This is a genomic window from Pseudomonas vanderleydeniana, assembly GCF_014268755.2.
Lineage (GTDB): Bacteria > Pseudomonadota > Gammaproteobacteria > Pseudomonadales > Pseudomonadaceae > Aquipseudomonas > Aquipseudomonas vanderleydeniana.
The window spans coordinates 1,568,722-1,586,034 of record NZ_CP077093.1; the positions used below are offsets into that span (position 1 = coordinate 1,568,722).

The following is a 17,313-nucleotide window of genomic DNA, read 5'->3' on the forward strand; positions in this document are numbered from 1 at the left end:
CCAGATAATGACAATGGATTTTGTAGGAGTTTATCGTGCGTAAGTTGACCCAACTGGTGCTGCTGGCAAGCGTCCTGGTAGCGACCCCGGCCTTTGCCGAAATGAAAATCGCCGTGCTGAACTATCAGATGGCCCTGCTGGAGTCCGATGCGGCCAAGAAATACGCCGTGGACGCCGAGAAAAAATTCGGTCCGCAACTGACCAAGCTCAAGACCCTGGAAAGCAGCGCCAAGGGTATCCAGGATCGTCTGGTGGCCGGTGGCGACAAGATGCAACAGGGCGAGCGCGAGCGTCTGGAACTTGAATTCAAGCAAAAGGCCCGTGACTTCCAGTTCCAGTCCAAGGAACTGAACGAAGCCAAGGCCGTTGCCGACCGTGAAATGCTCAAGCAACTGAAGCCTAAGCTGGACAGCGCCGTGGAAGAAGTCATTAAGAAAGGTGCCTACGACCTGGTGTTCGAGCGTGGCGCGGTGATCGATGTCAAGCCTCAGTACGACATCACCCGTCAGGTGATCGAGCGCATGAACCAGCTGAAGTAATCCATGACTGCGACTATCAAGCTCGGCCAACTGGCCGAGATCCTCGGTGCCACCCTGCGTGGCTCCGAGGAGAAGGAAATCACTGGGCTGGCCACCTTGCAGGAGGCCGGCCCAGCTCAATTGAGCTTCCTGGCAAACCCCCAGTACCGCAAATACCTCGTCGATAGCCAGGCAGGCGCCGTTCTGCTCAAGGCCGCCGATGCCGAAGGTTATGCCGGTGATGCGCTGGTGGTGGCCGACCCCTACCTGGCTTATGCGCGAATCTCGCATCTGTTCGATCCGAAACCCAAGGCCGCTCCCGGGATTCACCCGAGCGCCGTGGTGGCCGAGGATGCGGTCGTCGACCCGACGGCAAGCATTGCCGCCTTCGTGGTGATCGAGAGCGGTGCGCGTATCGGTGCGGGTGTCACCGTCGGTGCCCACTGCTTCATCGGTGCGCGTTGCGAGATCGGCGAGGGTGGCTGGCTGGCGCCACGGGTGACGCTGTATCACGACGTGCGTATCGGCAAGCGGGTGGTCATCCAGTCGGGCGCGGTGCTCGGTGGTGAAGGCTTTGGTTTCGCCAACGAGAAGGGTGTCTGGAACAAGATTGCCCAGATCGGTGGTGTGCTGGTCGGCGACGATGTCGAGATCGGCGTGAATACCGCCATCGATCGTGGTGCATTGGCCGATACGATCCTTGGGAATGGCGTCAAACTCGACAACCAGATCCAGATTGCCCATAACGTCCAGGTGGGTGATCACACTGCCATGGCCGCCTGCTGTGGCATCTCCGGCAGCACCAAGATCGGCAAGCATTGCATGCTCGCCGGCGGTGTCGGACTGGTGGGGCATATCGAGATTTGCGATAACGTGTTCCTGACCGGCATGACCATGGTTACCCACTCGATTACCGAACCGGGTGCCTACTCTTCCGGTACAGCCATGCAGCCGGCAGCCGAGTGGCGCAAGAGCGCGGCACGCATTCGCCAGCTCGACGACATGTCGCGGCGGCTGCGGCAGTTGGAAAAACGTGTCGGGAACGTGACCCCGGACGCGGACGCTTCATCTGAAGGCTGATACCATTTCCATATCAAGTAGTCACACGACTGCCTCCTTGATTTGCTAGAGGAGCCGACCCGGCCAGGGTGGGCTCCCCATCTTTACTACAGGCTTCCCCACGAAATGATGGACATCAACGAGATTCGCGAATACCTGCCTCACCGTTACCCGTTCCTGCTGGTGGACCGGGTGGAGGAACTGGATGTCGAGGCCAAGAGCATTCGTGCCTACAAGAATGTCAGCATCAACGAGCCATTTTTCAATGGTCACTTCCCGGCGCATCCGATCATGCCGGGCGTGCTGATCATCGAAGCCATGGCACAGGCTGCCGGTATCCTGGGCTTCAAGATGCTCGGGGCGAAGCCTGCCGACGGCACCCTCTACTATTTCGTTGGCTCCGACAAGCTGCGCTTCCGCCAGCCGGTCAAGCCAGGTGACCAACTGATCCTCGAGGCGACCTTCATCAGCTGCAAGCGCAAGCTCTGGAAGTTCGAGTGCCAGGCTTCGGTGGATGGCAAGCCTGTGTGCTCCGCCGAGATCATCTGTGCGGAACAGGAAGTATGAGTCTGATTGACCCTCGTGCAATCATCGATCCCACGGCCGTCCTGGCCGAGGGCGTCGAGGTCGGCCCCTGGTCGATCATTGGCGCAGGTGTGGAAATCGGCGAGGGGACAGTCATCGGGCCGCATGTGATCCTCAAGGGCCCGACCCGGATCGGCAAGCACAACCGCATCTACCAGTTTTCCTCGGTAGGCGAAGACACACCTGATCTGAAATACAAGGGCGAGGCGACTCGCCTGGTGATCGGCGACCACAACGTCATTCGTGAAGGCGTGACGATTCACCGTGGCACCATCCAGGACCGCGCGGAAACCACGCTGGGCGACCATAACCTGATCATGGCCTATGCCCATATCGGCCATGACAGCGTGATTGGCAACCACTGCATCCTGGTCAACAACACCGCGCTGGCCGGACACGTGCACGTCGACGACTGGGCGATCCTTTCCGGCTATACCCTGGTGCATCAGTTCTGCCATATCGGTGCCCACAGCTTTTCCGGGATGGGGACCGCCATCGGCAAGGACGTTCCTGCCTATGTCACGGTGTTCGGCAACCCGGCCGAAGCCCGCAGCATGAACTTCGAGGGCATGCGCCGTCGCGGTTTCAGCGAGGAAGCGATCCATGCACTGCGCCGGGCCTACAAGGTGGTCTATCGCCAGGGCCTGACCGTGGAGCAGGCGATCGCCGAACTGGTCGAGCCAGCCGCCCAGTACCCCGAGGTCGCGGTGTTTCTCGAGTCGATCCAGTCCTCGACCCGCGGTATCACCCGCTGATCATGGCCGGTCTGCGTATTGCGCTGGTCGCCGGCGAGGCATCTGGCGACATTCTCGGCTCCGGCCTCATGCGTGCAATCAAGGTGCGTCATCCCGACGTCGAGTTCATCGGTGTCGGCGGGCCGTTGATGGAGGCCGAAGGTCTGGTCTCCGAGTTCCCGATGGAGCGGTTGTCGGTGATGGGGCTGGTCGAGGTATTGGGTCGCCTGCGTGAGCTGCTCAAGCGACGCAAGGACCTGGTCCAGAGACTGATTGCCGAGAAACCGGACGTATTCATCGGTATCGATGCGCCGGACTTCACCCTCAACATCGAGCTCCAGTTGCGTCGTGCCGGGATCAAGACCGTACACTACGTCAGCCCCTCCGTATGGGCCTGGCGCCAGAAACGGGTCCTGAAGATCCGCGAAGGTTGCGACCTGATGCTGACGCTGCTGCCGTTCGAGGCGCGTTTCTACGAAGAGAAGGGCGTGCCGGTACGTTTTGTCGGGCATCCCCTGGCCGATACCATCCCGCTGCAGGCCGATCGTGCGGCGGCTCGCGCCGAGCTCGGCTTGCCGGACGGTCCGCTGGTGGCATTGATGCCCGGTAGCCGTGGCGGAGAGGTCGGTCGCCTCGGCGCACTGTTCCTCGATACCGCCGAGCGCCTGCGCGCGATGCACCCTGGCATCCGCTTTGTCATGCCCTGTGCCAGTGCGCAGCGGCGTACCCAGGTCGAGGCCTTGCTGGTCGGGCGCGACCTGCCGTTGACCCTGCTCGACGGCCAGTCGCACAAGGCCCTGGCCGCTTGCGATGCGGTGCTGATCGCATCCGGTACCGCGACCCTGGAGGCGCTGCTGTACAAGCGGCCCATGGTGGTCGCCTATCGCCTCGCGGCGCTGACCTTCTGGATTCTCAAGCGCCTGGTGAAAAGCCCCTACATTTCCTTGCCCAACCTGCTGGCCCAACGCCTGCTGGTACCCGAGCTGCTGCAGGATGACGCTACGCCCGAGGCGCTGGCGAACACCCTGTCGCCGTTGATCGAGGGGGGCGAGGAGCAGACCCGCAGTTTCGACGAGATCCATCGGACCCTGCGTCTGGATGCTTCGAACCAGGCCGCCGACGCGGTGCTGGCGTTGATCGCAAAACCCGTATGAGTAAGACCAACATGCAGATGGGACTGGATTTTTCCCTGGTGGCCGATGCCGGAGCTTTGGTAGCCGGAGTCGATGAGGTCGGTCGCGGCCCGCTCTGCGGGGCGGTGGTGACGGCCGCGGTGATCCTCGATCCCAGTCGCCCGATCCTTGGGCTCAATGACTCGAAAAAGCTCACCGAGGCCCGCCGCGAAAAGCTGTTTGATGAAATTCAGGAAAAGGCCCTGAGCTGGTGCATTGCCCGGGCCGAGGTCGAGGAAATCGACGAGCTGAATATCCTTCACGCCACCATGCTGGCCATGCAGCGGGCAGTGGAGGGGCTGCACATCCAGCCGAGGCTGGCGATGATCGACGGCAACCGTTGCCCCAAGCTGGTGATGCCGGCCGAGGCGGTGGTCAAGGGCGATAGCAAGGTGCCTGCGATTGCGGCGGCCTCGATCCTGGCCAAGGTCAGTCGTGATCGTGAAATGGCTGCTTTCGAAGAAATCTATCCCGGTTACGGTATCGGTGGGCACAAGGGCTATCCGACCCCCGTGCACCTGGAAGCCCTGGGCCGCCTGGGGCCGACGCCCATTCACCGGCGTTCGTTCGCCCCCGTGCGGCTCGCCTGGGAAGCCCGCGAGGGACGTTAGTCTGCTGATGTTTTAGCCAAGGCCCGGTACAATTCCGGGCCTTGTTGTTTTCAAAGATTTGGACAGGATCACTATGCCGGCTTCATTCGTTCATCTACGCCTGCACACCGAGTTCTCCCTGGTCGACGGTCTGGTCCGGATCAAGCCGCTGGTCAAGGCCCTGAACGGCATGGGCATGCCCGCCGTGGCGGTGACCGACCAGAGCAACATGTGTTCCCTGGTCAAGTTCTACAAGACCGCCATGGGCGGCGGCATCAAGCCGATCTGCGGTGCCGACCTGTGGCTGTCGAACAAGGACCCCGAGGCACCGCTGAGCCGCATCAGCCTGCTGGCGATGAACGCGCAGGGCTATCGCAACCTCACCGAGTTGATCTCCCGCGGCTACACCGATGGCCAGCGCAATGGCCTGATCATCATCGAGCGCGAATGGGTGGCCGAGGCCGCCGAAGGCGTGATCATGCTGTCGGCGGCCAAGGAGGGCGAGATCGGCATGGCCCTGGTCGGCGGCAACCCGGAAGTGGCCGAGGCCTTGGCGCTGGAGTGGATGGCGATCTTCCCGGATCGCTTCTACATGGAAGTGCAGCGCACCAACCGCCTCAACGACGAAGAGCACCTGCATGCCGCCGTGGCCCTGGCCGACCGGATCGGTGCGCCGCTGGTGGCGACCAACGACGTGCGCTTCATCAAGCAGGAAGACTTCGATGCCCACGAGACCCGCGTGTGCATCGGTGAGGGTCGGGCCCTGGATGATCCGCGCCGCTCGCGCAACTACAGCGACCAGCAGTACCTCAAGAGCGCCGAGGAAATGGCCGAGCTGTTCAGCGACCTGCCCGAGGCGCTGGAAAACACCGTGGAGATTGCCAAGCGCTGCAATATCACGGTGCAGTTGGGCAAGTACTTCCTCCCCGACTTCCCGACGCCCAACGGCATGGGGATCGACGACTACCTGCGCCACGTTTCCCATGAAGGCCTGGAAGAGCGCCTGGCGGTGCTCTGGCCCAAGGACACCACGCCCAACTACGAGGAAAAGCGCCAGCTCTACCTGGATCGCCTGAAGTTCGAGCTGGACATCATCATCCAGATGGGTTTCCCCGGCTACTTCCTGATCGTTATGGACTTCATCAAGTGGGCCAAGAACAACGGCGTGCCGGTCGGCCCGGGCCGGGGCTCGGGTGCCGGTTCCCTGGTCGCCTACGTGTTGAAGATCACCGACCTCGACCCGCTGGCCTACGACCTGCTGTTCGAACGTTTCCTCAACCCGGAACGTATTTCCATGCCCGACTTCGACGTCGACTTCTGCATGGATGGCCGTGACCGGGTGATCGACTACGTGGCCGAGGCCTACGGACGCAACGCGGTGAGCCAGATCATCACCTTCGGTACCATGGCCGCCAAGGCGGTGGTGCGCGATGTGGCGCGGGTCCAGGGCAAGTCCTATGGCCTGGCCGACCGCCTGTCGAAGATGATCCCCTTCGAAGTCGGCATGACCCTGGAGAAAGCCTACGAGCAGGAAGAGATCCTGCGCGACTTCCTCAAGGTCGACGAGGACGGTCGGGAAATCTGGGAGATGGCCCTCAAGCTCGAGGGTGTCACCCGTGGTACCGGCAAACACGCCGGTGGCGTGGTGATCGCGCCGACCAAGCTCACCGATTTCTCGCCGATCGCCTGTGATGAGGAGGGCGGCGGCCTGGTGACCCAGTTCGACAAGGACGACGTCGAGGCGGCGGGCCTGGTGAAGTTCGACTTCCTCGGCCTGCGGACCCTGACCATCATCAAGTGGGCGATGGAGACCATCAATCGCGAGCAGGCCAAGAACAACCTGCCCGACGTCAACATCGACTTCATTCCGCTCGATGACAGGAAGACCTACGAGCTGCTGCAGAAGGCCGAGACCACGGCGGTGTTCCAGCTTGAATCGCGCGGCATGAAGGAGCTGATCAAGAAGCTCAAGCCCGACTGCCTGGAAGACCTCATCGCACTGGTGGCCCTGTTCCGTCCGGGCCCGCTGCAATCGGGCATGGTGGACGACTTCATCAACCGCAAGCACGGCCGCGCCGAGCTGGCCTACCCGCATCCGGACTACCAGTACGAGGGCCTTCAGCCCGTACTGGCACCGACCTACGGCATCATCCTGTACCAGGAGCAGGTGATGCAGATCGCCCAGGTGATGGCCGGTTACACCCTTGGTGGCGCGGACATGCTGCGTCGGGCGATGGGTAAGAAGAAACCCGAGGAAATGGCCAAGCAGCGCGGCGGCTTCATCGAGGGCTGCGCCAACAACGGCATTGATGGCGACCTGGCGGGGAACATCTTCGACCTGGTGGAAAAATTCGCCGGCTACGGCTTCAACAAGTCGCACTCGGCCGCCTACGGCCTGGTTTCGTACCAGACCGCCTGGCTCAAGACCCACTACCCGGCGCCGTTCATGGCCGCCGTACTCTCGGCGGATATGCACAACACCGACAAGGTGGTGATCCTGATCGAGGAAGTGCGCAGCATGAAGCTGCGTCTCGATTCGCCGGACGTGAACAACTCCGACTTCAAGTTCACGGTCAACGACGATGGGCGCATCGTCTATGGCCTGGGCGCGATCAAGGGGGTCGGCGAGGGGCCGGTGGAAGCTATCGTCGAGGCGCGCACCGAGGGTGGTCCGTTCAAGGACCTGTTCGACTTCTGCGACCGCGTCGACCTCAAGCGCATCAACAAGCGAACCCTGGACGCGCTGATCCGCAGTGGCGCCCTGGATCGCCTGGGGCCGTACTTCCACGACGAAATCAAGGCCTACCAGGCCAACATCGACCGCAATCGCGCGGTGCTGTTGTCGGCCCTGGAAGAAGCGATCAAGGCGGCCGAGCAGACTGCCCGCACCGCTGACAGCGGTCATGCGGACCTGTTCGGCGGGTTGTTCGTCGAAGAGGATGCCGATGTCTATGGCAGCCATCGCAACGCTCGCGAACTGACCCTGAAGGATCGCCTGCGTGGCGAAAAGGACACCCTGGGCCTGTACCTGACCGGTCACCCGATCGACGAGTACGAAGGCGAGATCCGTCGCTTCGCCCGCCAGCGCATCATCGACCTGAAGCCGGCGCGCGATACCCAGACCGTCGCCGGGATGATCATTGCCTTGCGCGTGATGAAGAACAAGAAGGGCGACAAGATGGGCTTCATCACCCTCGACGACCGCTCGGCGCGGATCGAGGCCTCGCTGTTCGCCGATGCCTTCATGTCGGCCCAGTCGCTGTTGCAGACCGATGCGATGGTGGTGGTCGAAGGCGAAGTCAGCAACGACGACTTCTCCGGTGGCCTGCGCCTGCGGGTCAAGCGCGTGATGAGCATGGAGGACGCCCGGACCAACCTGGCCGAGAGCCTGCGCCTGAAGGTCCAGGGCGCCGCGCTCAAGGTCAATGAGCTACGCTGGCTGGGCGACCTGCTCAAGCAGTACCGGGGTGCCTGCCCGATCACCATGGAGTACACCGGTCCCGATGCGAAGGCACTGTTGCAACTCGGCGACGGCTGGAAGATCGACCCGGCAGATGGCCTGATTCAGGCATTGCGTGACCAGTTGGGACGAGACAACGTCTTTCTCCAATACCGTTGAGGTGGTGGCGTCCCCTGGAGGCGCCCCGACCTTGAACTTACTTTTAATCTCGACCTGAGCGCGCCATATCCCTTAAGGTAGTGCGCGATACAGATCAACCGGCCGGCCAGGCTGTGTAAACACCACTGTGCTCGACCCAAGACGGACGCTTATGAACCCGAATTTTCTTGATTTCGAACAGCCGATCGCTGACCTGCAAGCCAAGATCGAAGAACTGCGCTTGGTCGGTAACGACAACTCGCTGAACATCGGCGATGAGATCTCCCGACTGCAGGAAAAGAGCAGCACGCTGACAGAAGATATTTTCGGCAAACTGACCAGCTGGCAGATTGCTCGTCTGGCGCGTCACCCGCGTCGTCCCTACACCCTGGACTACATCGAACACATCTTCACCGAGTTCGATGAGCTGCACGGCGACCGGCACTTTGCCGACGATGCCGCGATCGTTGGCGGTATCGCCCGCCTGGACGACCAGCCGGTGATGGTCATCGGCCACCAGAAAGGTCGTGAAGTGCGCGAGAAGGTGCGCCGCAACTTCGGCATGCCGCGTCCGGAAGGCTACCGCAAGGCCTGCCGCCTGATGGAAATGGCCGAACGCTTCAAGATGCCGATCCTGACCTTCATCGACACGCCGGGCGCCTACCCGGGGATCGACGCCGAAGAGCGCAACCAGAGCGAGGCGATCGCCTGGAACCTGCGCGTCATGTCGCGCCTGAAGACCCCGATCATCGCCACCGTCATTGGTGAAGGTGGTTCCGGTGGGGCGCTGGCGATCGGTGTCTGCGACCAGTTGAACATGTTGCAATATTCGACCTACGCGGTGATCTCGCCGGAAGGCTGCGCCTCGATCCTGTGGAAAACCGCCGAAAAGGCTGCCGATGCCGCCGAAGCCATGGGCATCACTGCCGAACGCCTGAAAGGCCTGGGCATCGTCGACAAGGTCATCGCCGAGCCCCTGGGCGGCGCGCACCGCGACCCGGTGGCGGCTTCCGCCCTGATTCGTGCCGAACTCAGCTCGCAGCTGGCGATGCTGAAGAAATTCGACAACGAAGCACTGCTGGCCCGTCGCTATGAGCGTCTGATGAGCTATGGTCTCTGAATGACCTGATCTTTTCTGTGGGAGCCGGTTTGCTGGCGATAGCGCCCGAAGAGGCGCTGCCAGGCCGAAAGGCCTGATCGCCAGCCCGTCGGCCCCACAGAGTCCCGGCTCAGGTTGACCACAGCAGGAGGCGGAGCGACCGAATCCATGACTCAGCGTACTCTTGCTCTTCCTGACCGACTTCTTCAAGCCCTGGCCCCCTGGCGCAGTGCCTCCACCTGGCGACTGGCCTTCTCCGGCGGCCTCGATTCCACCGTCCTCCTGCATTTGCTGGCCCGCCTGGGCAAGACCGAATCGCTGCCCGAGCTCCAGGCCCTGCATATCCATCATGGCTTGCAGATCGCTGCGGACAGCTGGCCAGAGCATTGCCAGGCCATCTGCGACTCGCTGGGCGTGCCGTTGCAGGTGGTGCGGGTGAGCATCCAGCTGGGGGCCAGTCTCGAACGGGCGGCGAGGGATGCGCGCTATCTGGCATTTGCCGGCGTGACCCAGTTGAACGACGTCCTGCTCACTGCCCAGCACCGTGACGACCAGGCGGAAACGCTGCTGTTTCGCCTGTTGCGTGGTGCCGGTGTACGTGGCCTGGCGGCGATGCCGGGCGAGCGCGAGGTGGGCGGGGGCTATCTGGTCCGGCCGCTGCTCGATGTCTCCCGGGCGCAGCTGGAGCAATACGCTCGCGAACACGGCTTGAACTGGATCGAGGATCCGTCCAATGCCGACCAGCAGTTCTCTCGCAACTACCTGCGCCATCGGGTGTTCCCGGGCCTGGTCGAGCGTTGGCCGCACGCGGTCGGCAGCATGGTGCGCAGTGCAGCGCACCTGCGCGAGGCCCAGGAACTGCTGGATGAACTGGCCGAGATCGACCTGGATAACGCCCGGGCGCATTCCCGTTATGACTGGCTGGGCATGCCGTCGCTGGCCCTGGACGCGCTCGCCGGACTGTCCGCTGCCCGTCAGCGCAACCTGCTGCGGCATTGGCTGGAACCGCTGACGCAACTGCCGGACAGCGACCACTGGGCCGGTTGGGAGGACCTGCGCGATGCCGGTCACGATGCCCGGCCCAAATGGCGCCTGGCCGAAGGCGAGTTGCGCCGGGCCGACGAGCACCTCTGGTGGCTGAGTGGTTCCTGGTTGCGCCAGCCGGTGGCGGATATTGACTGGCGTGACCCCCGGCGCGGCCTGGAATTGCCGGACAACGGCGAGCTGCTGATCGTCGGTGACGCGCCGCCGGGACCGCTGCAGGTGCGTTATCGCCAGGGTGGCGAGGTGTTGCACCTGCCGGATCGCGGGCATCGTGATCTCAAGCGCCTGCTCAACGAAAGCGGGGTGCCCTGGTTCGTCCGCGGCCGTTTGCCGCTGCTCTATCGGGATGGACAGTTGCTGGCCGTGGCCAACCTGGCCGGGCTCGACGGGCGGGCATTCGGCGACTGGCATTTGCAATGGCAGCCACCTTCGAGCGATCAAGGTTTGAGCTGAAAGCCGCTTTCCGGTAGACTACGCTCCCTTCTTGATACAACTTCTGTTGATTCGCCTGAATGACAGGAGTTGCCGATTACCAAGCAGTCTTTGCTGGGCGATTCCAAAAAATGTGTAGCGAGCAACGTACCGGTGTTTTCACTTCCGGTCTGTCCCAACGCGGCGGTTTTTTTGAAAGATGCACTGTGATTAATGCTGGTGATCGGGGGCTTCGGCCTTCCTTCGCTTTCCCGGGCGGCTCGGACCGCTTTAACGCAGACTTCTAGGGTTTTTCATGACGCGCTATATATTCGTCACGGGCGGTGTTGTTTCTTCATTGGGGAAAGGCATTGCCTCGGCTTCATTGGCGGCCATCCTGGAGGCGCGGGGGCTGAAAGTCACCATGCTCAAGCTGGATCCGTACATCAACGTCGATCCGGGCACCATGAGCCCGTTCCAGCACGGTGAAGTGTTCGTCACCCACGATGGCGCCGAGACCGACCTGGACCTGGGTCACTACGAGCGGTTCATCCGCACCACCATGACCCAGAACAACAACTTCACCACCGGCCGCGTGTACGAGCACGTACTGCGCAAGGAGCGCCGTGGTGACTACCTGGGTGCGACCATCCAGGTGATCCCGCACATCACCGACGAAATCAAGCGTCGCATCATCAAGGGTGCCGGCGATGCCGACGTGGCCCTGGTGGAAATCGGCGGTACCGTGGGCGACATCGAGTCGCAGCCGTTCCTGGAAGCCATCCGCCAGCTGCGCGTCGAAGTCGGCTCCAAGCGCGCGATGCTGATGCACCTGACCCTGGTGCCGTACATCGCCACCGCTGGCGAGACCAAGACCAAGCCGACCCAGCACTCGGTGAAGGAGCTGCGCTCCATCGGCCTGCAGCCCGACGTGCTGATCTGCCGTTCCGACCATCCGGTGGACGTGTCCTCGCGTCGCAAGATCGCGCTGTTCACCAACGTCGAAGAGCGTGCGGTGATTTCCCTGGAAGACGTCGACACCATCTACAAGATCCCGGCCGTGCTGCACGCCCAGGGCCTGGATGACTTCGTCGTCGAGCGTTTCGGCCTGCAATGCAACGGTGCCGACCTGTCCGAGTGGGAAAAGGTCGTCGATGCCAAGCTCAACCCGGAGCACGAAGTCACCATCGCCATGGTCGGCAAGTACATGGAGCTGCTGGACGCCTACAAGTCGCTGATCGAGGCGATGAGTCACGCCGGCATCACCAACCGTACCAAGGTCAACCTGCGCTACATCGATTCCGAGGACATCGAGAACCAGGGCACCGGCCTGCTCGAAGGCGTCGACGCGATCCTGGTTCCGGGCGGCTTCGGCCTGCGCGGCGTGGAAGGCAAGATCACCGCCGTCCAGTACGCTCGCGAGAACAAGGTCCCGTACCTGGGTATCTGCCTGGGCATGCAGGTGGCGGTCATCGAGTTCGCCCGTAACGTACTGGGCTGGAAGGACGCCAACTCCACCGAGTTCGACCGTACCAGCGCCCACGCCGTCGTCGGCCTGATCACCGAGTGGGAAGACGCCACCGGCGCGGTCGAGACCCGTACCGAAGCCTCCGACCTGGGTGGCACCATGCGCCTGGGCGCCCAGGACTGCCTGCTGGAGCCGGGCTCCAAGGTACACGACTGCTACGCCAAGGACGTGATCGTCGAGCGTCACCGTCACCGCTACGAAGTGAACAACAAGCTGCTGCCGCAGATCATGGAAGCCGGCCTGAAAATCTCCGGTCGTTCCGGCGATGGCGCGCTGGTCGAAGTGGTCGAGGTGCCGGATCACCCATGGTTCGTCGCCTGCCAGTTCCACCCCGAGTTCACCTCGACCCCGCGTGACGGTCATCCGCTGTTCAGTGGCTTCGTCAAGGCGGCCCTGGCCCAACACCAGAAGAAGGCGTAAGACTGATGGCCCAGAAGATCATTCGCGTCGGCGACATCGAGATCGCCAACGACAAGCCGATGGTGCTGTTCGGTGGCATGAACGTGCTGGAAAGCCGTGAAATGGCGATGCAGGTCTGCGAGGAATACGTGAAGGTTACCGAGAAACTCGGTATCCCCTACGTGTTCAAGGCCAGCTTCGACAAGGCCAACCGTTCCTCCGTGACCTCTTTCCGTGGCCCCGGCCTGGAAGAGGGCATGCGGATCTTCCAGGACATCAAGCAAGCCTTCGGCGTACCGATCATCACCGACGTCCACGAGCCGGCCCAGGCCGCCGTGGCCGCCGAGGTCTGCGACATCATCCAGTTGCCGGCCTTCCTGTCGCGCCAGACCGACCTGGTGGTCGCCATGGCCAAGACCGGGGCGGTGATCAACATCAAGAAAGCCCAGTTCCTCGCGCCCCAGGAAATGAAGCACATCCTGAACAAGTGCGTGGAAGCCGGTAACGACCAACTGATCCTCTGCGAGCGGGGTTCGAGCTTCGGCTACAACAACCTGGTGGTGGACATGCTCGGCTTCGGCATCATGAAGCAGTTCGAGTACCCGGTGTTCTTCGACGTGACCCATGCCCTGCAGATGCCGGGTGGTCGCGCCGATTCGGCCGGTGGTCGCCGCGCCCAGGTCACCGACCTGGCCAAGGCTGGCATGAGCCAGGGCCTGGCGGGGTTGTTCCTCGAGGCGCATCCGGATCCGGACAACGCCAAGTGCGACGGTCCTTGCGCCCTGCGCCTGGACAAACTGGAGCCGTTCCTGAGCCAGCTCAAGGCACTGGATGAGTTGATTAAGAGTTTTCCGACGATAGAAACCGCTTAATCGGCAAATCTCCGGTAAAGTACCGCACGATTCAGGGCTCTGGACCAAGGTTCAGAGCCTTTTCGTCTGCAAGGCTGCCAATTTTCATACGCTTGCCGGCGAACTAGATTCCCTTCAGCTGCGTCGTTTTCGTCAACTTTGGAGTGTTTACAACAATGGCAAAAATCGTCGACATCAAAGGTCGTGAAGTTCTCGACTCCCGTGGCAACCCCACTGTGGAAGCGGACGTGCTTCTGGACAACGGCATCATCGGCAGCGCCTGCGCTCCGTCCGGTGCTTCCACCGGCTCGCGTGAAGCGCTCGAGCTGCGTGATGGCGACAAGAGCCGCTACCTGGGCAAGGGCGTTCTGAAGGCTGTTGCCAACATCAACGGCCCGATCCGTGAGCTGCTGCTGGGCAAGGACCCTGCCGACCAGAAGGCTCTGGACCACGCGATGATTGCCCTGGACGGTACCGAGAACAAGGCCAACCTGGGCGCCAACGCCATCCTCGCAGTCTCCCTGGCCGCAGCCAAGGCTGCCGCACAGGACCAGGACCTGCCGCTGTACGCGCACATTGCCAACCTGAACGGTACTCCAGGCGTCTACTCGATGCCGGTTCCGATGATGAACATCATCAACGGTGGCGAACACGCCGACAACAACGTCGACATCCAGGAATTCATGGTCCAGCCGGTTGGCGCCAAGTCCTTCTCCGAGGGCCTGCGCATGGGCACCGAGATTTTCCATCACCTCAAAGCCGTGCTGAAGGCCCGTGGCCTGAGCACCGCGGTCGGTGACGAAGGTGGTTTCGCGCCAAACCTGGCGTCCAACGAAGATGCCCTGAAAGTCATCTCCGAAGCCGTTGCCAACGCCGGCTACACCCTGGGCACCGACGTGACCCTGGCCCTGGACTGCGCCGCCAGCGAATTCTTCGAAGACGGCAAGTACAACCTGTCCGGCGAAGGCCAGGTGTTCACCGCTGAAGGTTTCGCCGAATACCTGAAGGGCCTGACCCAGCGCTATCCGATCATCTCGATCGAAGACGGCCTGGACGAGTCCGACTGGGCTGGCTGGAAAATCCTCACCGACAAGATCGGCGAGAAAACCCAGCTGGTGGGCGACGACCTGTTCGTGACCAACACCAAGATCCTGAAGGAAGGCATCGACAAGAAGATCGCCAACTCCATCCTGATCAAGTTCAACCAGATCGGCTCCCTGACCGAAACCCTGGAAGCGATCCAGATGGCCAAGGCTGCCGGCTACACCGCGGTGATCTCGCACCGTTCCGGTGAAACCGAAGATTCGACCATCGCCGACCTGGCCGTGGGTACCGCTGCCGGCCAGATCAAGACTGGCTCGTTGTGCCGCTCCGACCGCGTTTCCAAGTACAACCAACTGCTGCGTATCGAAGAGCAATTGGGTGCCAAGGCGAAATACAACGGTCGTTCCGAGTTTCGCGGTTAAGCAGTAGATGGTAAAAAGACACCGGATTGTGTCGGAAAAGTCGCTATAGCGGTTTTTTCGCAACTAATCTGATGGCTGACAAGCCCAAGCCCGGGTATACCCAGGCTTGGGCTGTTGGTATATGGACGTCGGCTTGGCTGTCTTTTTCACTGGGTAAACGAAATTCGATGCGCAGTCCCTACTGGTTGTTCCTTGTCCTGCTCTTGCTGCTGGCTGGCCTGCAGTACCGCCTCTGGGTGGGTAACGGGAGCCTGGCGCAGGTAGCCGACCTGACCCAACAGATTGCCGAGCAGCATGCCGAGAACGAACGCCTGCTGGAGCGTAATCGCGTCCTCGATGCAGAAGTTCTTGAACTGAAGAAAGGCATGGAGACCGTTGAAGAACGTGCTCGCCATGAGCTGGGCATGGTCAAGGACGGCGAAACCCTTTATCAGTTGGCACAATGACTGACTCCTCGCTACCGGCCTTCTGGGCCGTGATTCCTGCCGCGGGTGTGGGTGCCCGTATGGCAGCCGACCGTCCCAAGCAGTACCTGCAACTGGGCGGACGAACCATTCTCGAACACAGCCTTGGCTGTTTTCTCGATCATCCTGGCCTCAAGGGGCTGGTGCTGAGCCTGGCGCCCGATGATCCCTACTGGCCGGCCCTGGCCTGTGCCGGTGATTCGCGCATCCGTCGCGTCGACGGTGGCGCCGAACGTGCCGACTCGGTACTCAACGCATTGTTGCACCTGCATGCCCTGGGCGCGGCGGAAGACGACTGGGTACTGGTGCATGACGCGGCCCGACCGAACCTGTCCCGTGACGACCTCGACCACCTGCTCGCCGAGCTGGCGAACGATCCGGTAGGTGGCCTGCTGGCCGTACCGGCGAGGGATACGCTCAAGCGTGTCGACAAGCAGGGGCGGGTGCTGGAAACCGTCGACCGGGCGCTGATCTGGCAGGCCTACACGCCGCAGATGTTCCGCCTGGGCGCCCTGCACCGGGCCCTGGCCGACAGCCTGGTGGCCGAGGCGACCATCACCGACGAAGCCTCGGCAATGGAGTGGGCCGGCCAGGCGCCGCGCCTGGTCGAGGGCCGTTCGGACAATATCAAGGTCACTCGTCCCGAAGACCTGGAGTGGCTGCGCCTGCGCTGGGCCAATCGCCGCTGACGCACGTGCCTCTTCGCGGATGAACCGGGGCGCCGGACCGCCGGCTCCCACAAGGTACCGTGCCGAACACATATCTTGTGATCGACGCAAACTGTGGGAGCCGGATTCATCCGCGAAGAGGCCACGACCGGCAACACAGATCTGGCGTCAGGCCTTGTACTCCGGCCGCTTTGCCAACCCCTCCCGGAGATAATCCACCAGCTTGCGCACCTTCGGCGACAGGTGCCGCTGCTGTGGATACAGCGCCCACACTGCAGTATTGGGCGGTTGATGGGCTTCGAGCAGGGAAATCAGCGTGCCGTTGTGCAAATGCTCCAACACGTAGTAGTCCGGCAACTGGCACAGCCCGACCCCCTGCAACGCCGCATCGAGCACCGCCTGGCCGCTGTTGCAGCGCCAGTTGCCCTGGACCCGCTGGGAAAACTCGCGCCCTTCCTGCGCCAGTTGCCAGATATCCGAGCTGCCAACCAGGCAGTTGTGCCGGCTCAGTTCCGACAGGCTGTGGGGGCGGCCATAGCGCTCCAGGTAGGAAGGGGAGGCGCACAGGTACATCCGCCGTGGCGCCAGCCGGGTCGCCACCAGTCTTGAGTCTTGCAGGCGGCCCAGCCGGATGGCCAGGTCGAGGCCCTCGTGCACCAGGTCCAGAGTGCGGTTGCTCAGCTCGATATCCACCCGCAACTGCGGGTACAACCCCATGAACGTGGTCACCAGCGGCACGATGAAGCGCTCGCCATAGGCCACGGCGCAAGTCATGCGCAGCATGCCCTTGGGTTCGCTGGTCAGGTCGCCTACCGCCCGCAGGGCTTCCTCGCGGCCGTCCTGCAGGCGTTGGCAATGTTGCAGGAAGGTTTGCCCGGCCTCGGTCAGGGTGACGCGCCGGGTACTGCGATAGAGCAGGCGGGTTTGCAGGCGTTCCTCCAGCCGGGCGATCTGCCGGCTGATATGCGAAGAGGAGGCGCCCAGGCGTTCCGCCGCCGCGGTGAACTGGCTGCATTCGGCCACGGCGACGAATTCGTCTATCCCTTCCCAGCCGTTATCACTCATTGGATTATCCCTGTGTGGCAATAATGTTTTGCTTTTGGCTGGATTATTCACCAATAGTCGAT

At 62.3% G+C, this 17,313-nt stretch carries 15 protein-coding genes; 14 read left to right on the forward strand and 1 reads right to left on the reverse strand.

Going from position 1 to position 17,313, the window contains the following annotated elements:
- Positions 1-35: 35 nt before the first annotated feature.
- From HU752_RS06965 to ispD, 14 genes are all read left to right on the forward strand, one after another.
- Positions 36-539 carry an OmpH/Skp family outer membrane protein gene (locus tag HU752_RS06965; RefSeq protein ID WP_186682113.1) on the forward strand — a complete coding sequence of 168 codons (504 nt, stop codon included), beginning with the start codon at positions 36-38 and terminating at the stop codon, positions 537-539.
- Positions 540-542: 3 nt separating this feature from the next.
- On the forward strand, positions 543-1,598 hold the full coding sequence (lpxD, locus tag HU752_RS06970; protein ID WP_186682111.1) for a UDP-3-O-(3-hydroxymyristoyl)glucosamine N-acyltransferase: 1,056 nt from the start codon (positions 543-545) through the stop codon (positions 1,596-1,598).
- Positions 1,599-1,703: 105 nt separating this feature from the next.
- On the forward strand, positions 1,704-2,144 hold the full coding sequence (fabZ, locus tag HU752_RS06975; RefSeq protein ID WP_186682109.1) for a 3-hydroxyacyl-ACP dehydratase FabZ: 441 nt from the start codon (positions 1,704-1,706) through the stop codon (positions 2,142-2,144).
- A complete protein-coding gene (lpxA, locus tag HU752_RS06980; RefSeq protein WP_186682107.1) occupies positions 2,141-2,917 on the forward strand; it encodes an acyl-ACP--UDP-N-acetylglucosamine O-acyltransferase in 777 nt (258 codons plus the stop codon). The genes fabZ and lpxA overlap by 4 nt, the downstream gene beginning before the upstream one ends.
- Before the next feature lie 2 nt (positions 2,918-2,919).
- Positions 2,920-4,050 (forward strand): lipid-A-disaccharide synthase, encoded by a 1,131-nt coding sequence (gene lpxB / locus HU752_RS06985; protein WP_189656603.1) that lies wholly within the window; start codon positions 2,920-2,922, stop codon positions 4,048-4,050.
- A gap of 11 nt (positions 4,051-4,061) precedes the next feature.
- Entirely contained in the window at positions 4,062-4,679 is a 618-nt protein-coding gene (gene rnhB / locus HU752_RS06990; RefSeq protein WP_186682176.1) for a ribonuclease HII, read from the forward strand.
- Positions 4,680-4,752: 73 nt separating this feature from the next.
- A complete protein-coding gene (gene dnaE, locus HU752_RS06995; protein WP_186682105.1) occupies positions 4,753-8,277 on the forward strand; it encodes a DNA polymerase III subunit alpha in 3,525 nt (1,174 codons plus the stop codon).
- Between the two features lie 151 nt (positions 8,278-8,428).
- A complete protein-coding gene (locus HU752_RS07000) occupies positions 8,429-9,376 on the forward strand; it encodes an acetyl-CoA carboxylase carboxyltransferase subunit alpha (RefSeq protein ID WP_186682103.1) in 948 nt (315 codons plus the stop codon).
- A gap of 147 nt (positions 9,377-9,523) precedes the next feature.
- A complete protein-coding gene (gene tilS / locus HU752_RS07005; RefSeq protein WP_186682101.1) occupies positions 9,524-10,852 on the forward strand; it encodes a tRNA lysidine(34) synthetase TilS in 1,329 nt (442 codons plus the stop codon).
- A 274-nt stretch (positions 10,853-11,126) separates the two neighbouring features.
- The gene (gene pyrG / locus HU752_RS07010; RefSeq protein ID WP_186682099.1) at positions 11,127-12,758 is read left to right on the forward strand and encodes a CTP synthase; all 1,632 of its coding nucleotides are present in this window, start codon (positions 11,127-11,129) and stop codon (positions 12,756-12,758) included.
- Positions 12,759-12,763: 5 nt separating this feature from the next.
- A complete protein-coding gene (kdsA, locus tag HU752_RS07015) occupies positions 12,764-13,609 on the forward strand; it encodes a 3-deoxy-8-phosphooctulonate synthase (RefSeq protein ID WP_186682097.1) in 846 nt (281 codons plus the stop codon).
- 155 nt (positions 13,610-13,764) lie between these two features.
- Entirely contained in the window at positions 13,765-15,054 is a 1,290-nt protein-coding gene (eno, locus tag HU752_RS07020; RefSeq protein WP_186682095.1) for a phosphopyruvate hydratase, read from the forward strand.
- A gap of 167 nt (positions 15,055-15,221) precedes the next feature.
- Entirely contained in the window at positions 15,222-15,500 is a 279-nt protein-coding gene (gene ftsB / locus HU752_RS07025; protein WP_186682093.1) for a cell division protein FtsB, read from the forward strand.
- Entirely contained in the window at positions 15,497-16,207 is a 711-nt protein-coding gene (gene ispD, locus HU752_RS07030; protein ID WP_186682091.1) for a 2-C-methyl-D-erythritol 4-phosphate cytidylyltransferase, read from the forward strand. Before ftsB ends, ispD begins: the two co-directional genes overlap by 4 nt.
- 147 nt (positions 16,208-16,354) lie before the next feature.
- Here ispD and HU752_RS07035 read toward each other — a convergent pair whose 3' ends face one another.
- Positions 16,355-17,251: a LysR substrate-binding domain-containing protein gene (locus HU752_RS07035; protein WP_186682088.1), complete on the reverse strand. Its 897-nt coding sequence runs from the start codon at positions 17,249-17,251 to the stop codon at positions 16,355-16,357.
- Positions 17,252-17,313 lie beyond the last annotated feature (62 nt).

Coding starts and splice junctions, on each gene's coding strand:
- HU752_RS07000 (WP_186682103.1), top strand. CDS start 8,429: ATGAACCCGAATTTTCTTGATTTCGAACAGCCGATCGCTGACCTGCAA.
- rnhB (WP_186682176.1), top strand. CDS start 4,062: ATGCAGATGGGACTGGATTTTTCCCTGGTGGCCGATGCCGGAGCTTTG.
- eno (WP_186682095.1), top strand. CDS start 13,765: ATGGCAAAAATCGTCGACATCAAAGGTCGTGAAGTTCTCGACTCCCGT.
- dnaE (WP_186682105.1), top strand. CDS start 4,753: ATGCCGGCTTCATTCGTTCATCTACGCCTGCACACCGAGTTCTCCCTG.
- fabZ (WP_186682109.1), top strand. CDS start 1,704: ATGATGGACATCAACGAGATTCGCGAATACCTGCCTCACCGTTACCCG.
- tilS (WP_186682101.1), top strand. CDS start 9,524: ATGACTCAGCGTACTCTTGCTCTTCCTGACCGACTTCTTCAAGCCCTG.
- ispD (WP_186682091.1), top strand. CDS start 15,497: ATGACTGACTCCTCGCTACCGGCCTTCTGGGCCGTGATTCCTGCCGCG.
- lpxA (WP_186682107.1), top strand. CDS start 2,141: ATGAGTCTGATTGACCCTCGTGCAATCATCGATCCCACGGCCGTCCTG.
- pyrG (WP_186682099.1), top strand. CDS start 11,127: ATGACGCGCTATATATTCGTCACGGGCGGTGTTGTTTCTTCATTGGGG.
- lpxD (WP_186682111.1), top strand. CDS start 543: ATGACTGCGACTATCAAGCTCGGCCAACTGGCCGAGATCCTCGGTGCC.
- ftsB (WP_186682093.1), top strand. CDS start 15,222: ATGCGCAGTCCCTACTGGTTGTTCCTTGTCCTGCTCTTGCTGCTGGCT.
- HU752_RS07035 (WP_186682088.1), bottom strand. CDS start 17,251: ATGAGTGATAACGGCTGGGAAGGGATAGACGAATTCGTCGCCGTGGCC.
- kdsA (WP_186682097.1), top strand. CDS start 12,764: ATGGCCCAGAAGATCATTCGCGTCGGCGACATCGAGATCGCCAACGAC.
- lpxB (WP_189656603.1), top strand. CDS start 2,920: ATGGCCGGTCTGCGTATTGCGCTGGTCGCCGGCGAGGCATCTGGCGAC.